Below are 6880 nucleotides of genomic sequence, written 5' to 3'. Positions count from 1 at the left end.
GGGAACCGGGGGCCTGGTCGTTCTCCTGCGGGGTGGCTAGGCCGCCAGGGCCGTCCTTGGCCCCATCACCACCACCGGCCGCGCCGCCGGGTCCAGCCTGCGCAGTAGCTCCTGCATCCGCTCCCTCGGCAGCCCCACACACCCCTGGGTCCCCGCCCCGTGCTCCACATGGAGCCAGATGCCACCGCCCTTGGCGTTCCCCATCGGCCGGGTCCAACTCAAGGGGGTGTGCCCGGGTACGCGGTTGTAGTTGATCGCCACCACATAGTCGAAGGCACCGGTCAGCGGTTCGCCCTCGGCGTTGGTGCTGTTGGGCGGTGTGAAGCCGCGCCCCTGGTCGTACGGGAGTTTGCTGCCGGGGTCCTTCAACAGACCGCCGGCGTCGGTGAGGCCGTACACCCCGATCGGAGTGCGGAGATCGCCCTGCCGATGGTCCTCGGTCCAGCCGCGTACACCGTTTCGGGTGGGCCATACCGCCGAGACCGGCTGCCAGGCCCCTGACGCGGCGCGTTCATAGAGAACGGCGGTGCCCTTGTTGGCGTCGCGGCTCTCGGAGCTCACCACCAGCGCCTGTCGGGTCTTGAGGCCCAGCTGCTTTCTGGATTTTTGGACCAAGACCCGGTATCCCGGTGGATTTCGCGGACAGCGGGGAGGGTGCGGCCTGCTGGGCGGGCCGCGCCCCGGAGTTGCTGGGGGCGGGCTCGGCGCGCGCGGGTTCGCCACCGGGGGAGCCGTCGGCGGAGTCGGTCTGACAGCCGGCGAGCAGCAGGACGAAGACGAGCGCGGAGGCCGATATCGCTCCCGTACGGGAGGGCTTGGGGTTCACTGTCCTGCCTTGGAGCTGGAAGGGGGCTTGCTGGGGGAGGGCGCGGGGGAGGCGGAGCCGCCGAGACGGGCGTTGTCGATCATCGTCTGGACCTCGGCCCAGGTCGCGTCGGTCGTACCGGCCGCGGCACAGACCCGGAAGGTGGCCAGGATGCGGCGGTTGGGCTTCCCGTCATCGAGGAGGGCCACCCCACGCTTAGTGACACCTCCGATGGCCTCGCAGCCCTCGTCCGGGGCCGCGGAGGGCGAGAGTGCCCGCGAAGCCGTCTCGCTGGCCTGCTGCTTCCCGGACCATCCGCCCGACAGCGTGATCAGCACATCGCCACGGCCCAGCCGCCGCACCGGCGCGCAGTCGCGCGGGTCCGTCAGCTGGCAGGGGCGGGTGAAGGGGGCGAGTGACTGTGCCCCCAGAAAGCCCAGGGGGTCCGGGTGGACGGTGTCCGCGGGCACCGCCAGCGCGCTCCACCGCTCGGGCAGCTCGATCGTGAGCCCGTTCAGTTCGGGGAAGGACACCGGTTCTGCCAGGGGTGCCATCACCCCGGTGCTCGGCGGTGCCGCGGGCAGCGCCGGGCGCTGGGCCTCCTCGGTGGTGGGGAGGAGCAGCGCCCCGGCGAGCGTGAGGGCCGCCGCCCCGGTGGCGGTGGCCCCGGCCATCCGTAGCCGACGCCGGCGGCGCGTCACCCGCTCCCGCACCTGGCGCAACCGTCCTTCTGGAGCGCGCAACAGGGGTGTGCCGCGCTCCAGCAGTACCCGCAGTTCGTCCTCCAGGAGGGCGTGGTCGTCTTCATGCCGCACGTCGATCACCTGCCTCCGCCATGGTGGTGGGCAGCAGCGCCCGGAGCGTACGGAGCGCCTTTGACGCCTGACTCTTGACGGTGCCCGGGGCGCATCCGAGGGTGGCCGCGGTGTCCTCGACGCTCATGTCCTCGAAGTACCGCAGGACCACAACGGCCCGCTGGCGTACGGGAAGGGCCCGAATGGCCGCGGCGAGTGACTGCTCCAGATCGACGTGGGCGAAGGCGTCGATGGAGGTCACCGAGTCGGGGAGATCCCCGTGCGGCACCTCCCCGCGCCATCGGCGACGCCACCATGAGGCATGGGTGTGCACCATCGCCTTGCGGATGTACGCCTCTGGGTGTTCCGCGGCGATCTTCCGCCAGTTGGGCCACACCTTCGCCAGTACGGTCTGGAGCAGATCCTCGGCGAGATGCCGATCGCCGGTCAGCAGCCAGGCCATCCGCAGCAATCTGGGGCCGCGGGCGGCGACAAACGCCTCGAAGTCGCCGTCCCCGCCATCGGAGCCCATTGGCTCGCCCCCGCTTCCGTGTTTCGTCGACCACATAGAGAGAACGTGGTGACGAAGGGTTCGGGTTGCCCGAAAACAAGCAGATAAACGGTTCTTCAGAGAAGATCCGGAGAAGCAGGGCCGGGGGACGGTAGCGCGGAGATACGCATAGCCCGACCGGCGACCGACCGCAGACCGACCGTGAACCGGACACGGACCGGTCGCAGACCAGCCGTAGGCCAGACGCAGACCGACCGCGGGGTGTCCCAGCGGTACCGCGGACAGCGCTGAGGCCCCGCTACCGCGGTGGCGGCAACGGGGCCTCAGCCAAGCTCGTCATCAGCCAAGCCTTGGGCCCCATGCGAGTCAGCTTGCGGGACAGCCCTCACAACAGGCCGGGGGCGAGAGCCAATCGGCTGCCGATCGGGGCTGCTAGTCGGCGGACTTCGCCACCGGCTTGCGGAGCTGGATGTTCAACTCCCGCAGCCGGGACTCGTTCAGCTCGGTGGGCGCGCCCATCATCAGGTCCTGGGCGTTGCCGTTGAGCGGGAAGGCGATGGTCTCGCGGATGTTGGGCTCGTCGGCGAGGAGCATCACGATCCGGTCGATGCCCGGGGCGATACCACCGTGCGGCGGGGCGCCGAGGCGGAAGGCGCGCAGCATGCCCGCGAACTCGTGCTCGACGGTGTCCCGGTCGTAGCCGGCGATCTCGAAGGCCTTGAGCATGACCTCGGGCTCGTGGTTGCGGATCGCGCCCGAGGACAGCTCGATGCCGTTGCAGACGATGTCGTACTGCCAGGCGAGGATGTCCAGCGGGTCCTTCTCCTCCAGGTCCTTCATGCCGCCCTGGGGCATCGAGAAGGGGTTGTGGGAGAAGTCGATCTTGCCGGTCTCCTCGTCCTTCTCGTACATCGGGAAGTCGACGATCCAGCAGAACCGGAAGACGCCCTCATCGAAGTGGCCGGCGCGCTTGGCGGCCTCGACGCGGACCGCGCCCATGATCTTGGAGACCTCGTCGAACTCGCCCGCGCCGAAGAAGACGGCGTGTCCGGCCTCCAGGCCGAGCCGCTCGGTGAGGACCTTGACGTTCTCCTCGGTGAGGAACTTGGCGATCGGCCCGGAGAGGGTGCCGCCCTCGGCGACCCGCACCCAGGCCAGGCCCTTGGCGCCCTGCTCGATCGCGTACTCGCCGAGCTGGTCGAAGAACTTCCTGGGCTGCGCGGAGACATCCGGCACGGCCAGCGCACGGACGTGCTTGCCGGCGAAGGCATTGAACTCGGAGCCCTCGAAGACATCGGTGATGTCGACGAGTTCGAGTCGGGCGCGCAGGTCCGGCTTGTCGTTGCCGTACTTCAGCATCGACTCGCGGAACGGGATGCGCGGGAAGGGCGAGGTGACGTGCTTGCCGTCGCCGAACTCCTCGAAGAGTTCGGTCATCAGCCTCTCGACCGGCTGGAAGACGTCTTCCTGCTCGACGAAGCTCATCTCGACATCGAGCTGGTAGAACTCGCCGGGCGACCGGTCGGCGCGGGCGTCCTCGTCGCGGAAGCAGGGCGCGATCTGGAAGTAGCGGTCGAAGCCGGAGATCATCAGCAGCTGCTTGAACTGCTGCGGGGCCTGCGGCAGGGCGTAGAACTTGCCGGGGTTCAGCCGGGAGGGCACCACGAAGTCCCGGGCGCCCTCGGGGGAGGTCGCGGTGAGGATCGGGGTGGCCATCTCGTTGAAGCCGAGCGCGGTCATCTTGTGCCGGATCGCGCTGATCACCGCGGTCCGCAGCATGATGTTGCGGTGCATGCGCTCGCGGCGCAGATCGAGGAAGCGGTACTCAAGCCGGCGCTCTTCGTTGACGCCGTCGTCCGCGTTGATCGTGAAGGGGATCTGCTGGGCCGCGCCCAGCACCTCCACCTCGGCCACCTCGATCTCGACCTCACCGGTCGGCAGCTCGGGGTTGACGTTGTCGGCGCCCCGGCTGACGACCTTGCCGTCGATACGGACGACGGTCTCCTTGGTGAGGTGGCTCAGCGCCTCGTTGGCCGCGGTGCCGGGACGGGCGACGAGCTGGGTGATGCCGTAGTGGTCACGCAGATCGATGAAGAGGATGCCGCCCAGGTCTCGACGATTGTGCAGCCAGCCGCTCAGCCGGACGTCGGTGGAGACGTCAGAGGCGCGGAGCTCGCCGCAGGTGTGGGACCTGTACCGATGCATCGTCGTTCATCCAGTCTTAGCGGGAGTGGGGTGGGGTGGGCTTGTCAAGGTTACCGCCCGACTCACGCCGATCTCATTGGCATATACACGCCAGCGGTGGACACTGAGCGACACTGGGCCTGGCCGAGGTCGTAACTGACCCCACGAACAGCTGCCCGATGACCCCCGAAACGGACCAGGCGACGGACCCGGCGACGAACGGCACGACCACGACGCTCCATGCCCCGACCACGGAGTCTCGGCACCGCGCCTCCTCGCGTCGGCCGTCCCCTTCTACCGTCCACCCGGGGGCCGTTCCCCCGGCAGCGAGCCCCGGCAGGTCATGTGTCGGCAGATCGGAATAAAGTGAGGCAATGCGCACCGAGGACGTCCTGGCAGCTATCGCCACCGGCCTATGGCGGTGGGACAAGGCATCCGGGACGGTCAACCTCGACGCGGAGGCCGCCCGGCTGGTCGAGCTGCCCGCAGAGGCCGGTAGCCAACCCGAGTCAGTCGTACGCGCCCGTTTCCATCCCGTCGACTGGAACGAGATCAATGGCGTCGTCGGCCTAGCCATCGCCGAGGACACCCTTGCCGAGGGCCGGCTGCGGATCGTCGACGACGGCGGACGGGTGCTGCGTACGGTCCGCTTCCGCGCCAAGCCGCATCGGGTGGATCGCTCCCATGTCCTGGTGGGCATGCTCCAGGAGGTCGCCGAACCCACCGAGGGCACGGCGGCCAAGACCCCCATCACCGGAGACTGGCGCCGCTCGCGTGAGGCGTTTCTGCTGGACGCCGGGCGGGCACTGGCCGAGGCGCGCTCCACGGCCGAGGTACTGCGGGTGGCCGCCTCCCTGTCCATGCCCGGCTTCTCCCCCGATGGGCTCGCCGTCTTCGGGGCCGCGGGCGACCGGATCACCATCATCGGGCAGCACGGCCACCAGGGCGCCGGTGACGACCCCTTCAGCCATATGCGGATGGACACCGACCATCCGGCGGCCGAGGTGATCCGCACCGGGCGGGCCGTCTATCTGCCGAGCCCGGACGAGTACAACCGGCGATATCCGACCAGCTGGCCGCTGGCGCAGCCGCTGGGACGGCTGTCCTGGGCCTATCTGCCGCTGATCGTCGCGGGGCGCACGATGGGCGCCTGGATGGCGGCGTTCCGGCACCGGGTCACCTTCACCCCCGATGAGCGGTCGGTGCTGACGACGGTGGCCCGGATGCTGGCGCAGGCACTGGCCAGGGCCGGGGTCGCCGAGTCGGAGCGGGAACTCTCCCTGGGGCTCCAGCGGTCGATGATGCCGGTGCTGGGCCCGGCGATCCCGGGGATAGAGGTGGCGGCACGCTATGTGCCGACCGGCGGCGGGCTCCAGGTCGGCGGCGACTGGTACGACATGATCCCGCTGCCGTCGGGACGGATCGCGCTGGTCATCGGCGATGTCCAGGGCCATGACGTACGGGCCGCGGGACTGATGGGCCAGCTACGGATCGCCCTACGGGCGTACGCGTCCGAGGGGCATCGCCCCGACGCCGTGCTCTCCCGGGCCTCCCGCTTTCTGCATGGCATCACCGACACCTACGACCAGAGCGACTACTCCAGCCCCAGGTTCGCCACCTGTCTCTATCTGGAGGTCGATCCGGCGAACGGGCGCATCGACATCGCCCGGGCCGGGCATCCCGAGCCCGCGGTGCGGACGGCCGACGGAACGGTGCTGATGCGCCCGACCGAGGGCGGGCTGCCGCTGGGCATCGACCGCGATACGGACTATCCGACGACCCGGATGACGCTGGAGCCCGGCGAGACGATGATGATCTGTACCGACGGCCTGCTGGAGACCGGCGGACACGACCTGGACACCGGCTGGGCCCGGCTGCGCACGGTCCTGGAGGAGGACCTGGGCAAGTCGCTGGAGGAGTTGGCGGACGCCCTGGTGCAGGCGGTCCACGGCCCGGTCTCCCACTACACGACCGGCCCGCTGGCGGATCGCCGCGAGGACGATGTCGCGCTGGTACTGCTCTCCCGCGAGGGCGCCCCGGCCGCCCCGGCACCCCGCCGGATGGCGATGGCGGTGGCACAGGCCCAACCGGAGCGGATCTCGGCCGCCCGGCAGCAGGTGAAGGAGTTGCTGCACGACTGGACGGATGAGGAGCAGATCGACTCCGCGGTGCTGATGGTCTCCGAGATGGTGACCAATGTGCTGGTCCACACGGATGGGAACGCGCTGCTTTCGGCAGAGGTCACCGATGGCGACGGGGATGACCCACGGCGGCTCCGCGTGGAGGTGGCGGACACCAGCGATGAACTGCCGCACAAGCGGCGCCCGGGCGAGATGGCCTCATCGGGGCGTGGTCTGGTGCTGATGCAGATGCTGGCGGATGACTGGGGGGTGGACCCCCGGGGCGATGGGAAGTCCATCTGGTTCGAGCTGCACGAGTCGAGCACGGCGGGGGAGTCGGAGACCGCCGGGTCCCCCGGGTCGGGGTCTTGAGAGGGTCGGGGACCGGCGCGGTGAGCTGAACCGATCACCCAGCCCCTACCCACACGGACGGACACTTGGGACGGCCCGTACCAACCCTTCAGGG

The 6880-nt window shown here is 69.7% G+C and carries 5 protein-coding genes; 1 reads left to right on the top strand and 4 read right to left on the bottom strand.

Going from position 1 to position 6880, the window contains the following annotated elements:
• Positions 1-36: 36 nt before the first annotated feature.
• The 4 genes from NBG84_RS11695 to aspS form a co-directional block, all read right to left on the bottom strand.
• On the bottom strand, positions 37-561 hold the full coding sequence (locus NBG84_RS11695; protein WP_250919290.1) for a L,D-transpeptidase family protein: 525 nt from the start codon (positions 559-561) through the stop codon (positions 37-39).
• Between the two features lie 261 nt (positions 562-822).
• Entirely contained in the window at positions 823-1620 is a 798-nt protein-coding gene (locus tag NBG84_RS11690; RefSeq protein WP_250919289.1) for a hypothetical protein, read from the bottom strand.
• Positions 1610-2131, bottom strand: a complete 522-nt coding sequence (locus NBG84_RS11685) for a SigE family RNA polymerase sigma factor (RefSeq protein ID WP_250919288.1) — start codon at positions 2129-2131, stop codon at positions 1610-1612. The genes NBG84_RS11690 and NBG84_RS11685 overlap by 11 nt, the downstream gene beginning before the upstream one ends.
• Before the next feature lie 411 nt (positions 2132-2542).
• Entirely contained in the window at positions 2543-4315 is a 1773-nt protein-coding gene (aspS, locus tag NBG84_RS11680) for an aspartate--tRNA ligase (protein ID WP_250919287.1), read from the bottom strand.
• Between the two features lie 353 nt (positions 4316-4668).
• Between aspS and NBG84_RS11675 the strand changes: the two genes are divergently transcribed.
• A complete protein-coding gene (locus tag NBG84_RS11675) occupies positions 4669-6786 on the top strand; it encodes an ATP-binding SpoIIE family protein phosphatase (RefSeq protein WP_250919286.1) in 2118 nt (705 codons plus the stop codon).
• Positions 6787-6880 lie beyond the last annotated feature (94 nt).

Source organism: Streptomyces albipurpureus, assembly GCF_023701525.1.
In the GTDB taxonomy this organism is placed as follows: domain Bacteria; phylum Actinomycetota; class Actinomycetes; order Streptomycetales; family Streptomycetaceae; genus Streptomyces; species Streptomyces albipurpureus.
This window is presented reverse-complemented; position numbering and strand designations above follow the sequence as displayed.